At 43.1% G+C, this 1,145-nt stretch carries 1 protein-coding gene; it reads left to right on the top strand.

What is annotated here, in order from left to right; genetic code table 11:
- A partial coding sequence (locus tag AAGC65_RS21990) for an exo-alpha-sialidase (RefSeq protein ID WP_343114618.1) occupies nt 1–1,145 on the top strand: 1,145 nt, incomplete at both ends.

The following is a 1,145-nucleotide window of genomic DNA, read 5'->3' as shown; positions in this document are numbered from 1 at the left end:
AACAACACATTTTATGTAGAGTATTTGAGTGATAAAGTGGGGGAGAGCGTGCCTCCCGGCCAAACCTTGGTTATCACTTCTAAAGATGGACAAGTATGGTCAAAACCCGAAGTTGTTTTTCCACAATATAAAATTCCTGATGGTACAACTAAGGAAGGACATCCCGGTGTAGCGAAAGACCTTTATTCGGTAATGCACCAGCGTATGGGTTTTTACACCAGTAAATCAAAACGTTTATTAGTGTTGGGATTTTATGGTATATGTTTAGATGGTCATGATGATCCTAATGATGGCCTGGGTATCGGTCGCATTGTTCGTGAAGTATTGCCTGATGGAAAATATGGTGCCATCTACTTTATACATTATAATCCAAAATGGAATCCCAAAAACACCAGTTATCCTTTTTACAAAAAAAGTAAGGATAAAGGATTTGTACAGGCTTGCGACGAGCTGATGGCCAACCCGCTAATGATGATGCAATGGGCCGAGGAAACCGACCGTAAAGATCCCTTGATACCCTTGCACAAAGAATACAAAGCTTTTAACTTTTATCACCTGCCGGATGGCCGTGTTGTAGGTTTATGGAAAAACGCGCTTACCTCAATCAGTACCGATAATGGCAAAACCTGGCCGGCTAATGCTTCACGTGCTCCACGGTTTGTAAACAGCAATGCCAAAATATGGGGACAGCGTACAGCTGATGGCAAATACGCTACGGTATATAACCCATCAGAATTCAGGTGGCCGCTGGCTATCTCGGTGAGCCCCGATGGCTTAAATTATAATAACCTTTTACTGGTTAACGGAGAGATCACTTCCTTGCGCTATGGCGGTGCGTATAAATCATACGGCCCCCAATACGTACGCGGAATTGAGGAGGGAAATGGTGTACCACCTGACGGTAAACTATGGGTAACCTATAGCATGAATAAAGAGGATATTTGGGTGTCATCTATCCCAGTACCTGTAACCGAGGTTGCAGATGCACATGCTAATGAAGTATTTAATAATTTACCCTCAGGCAAAGAGTTAGATAAATGGAATACTTATAGCCCGCAATGGGCGGCTGTTGGCATTGACAAAGCTCCTGATGGCGAACGTAGTTTAACACTCAAAGACAATGACCCGTTTGATTATGCTAAAGC

It is taken from the genome of Mucilaginibacter sp. (genome assembly GCF_039207105.1).
Lineage (GTDB): Bacteria > Bacteroidota > Bacteroidia > Sphingobacteriales > Sphingobacteriaceae > Mucilaginibacter.
This window is presented reverse-complemented; position numbering and strand designations above follow the sequence as displayed.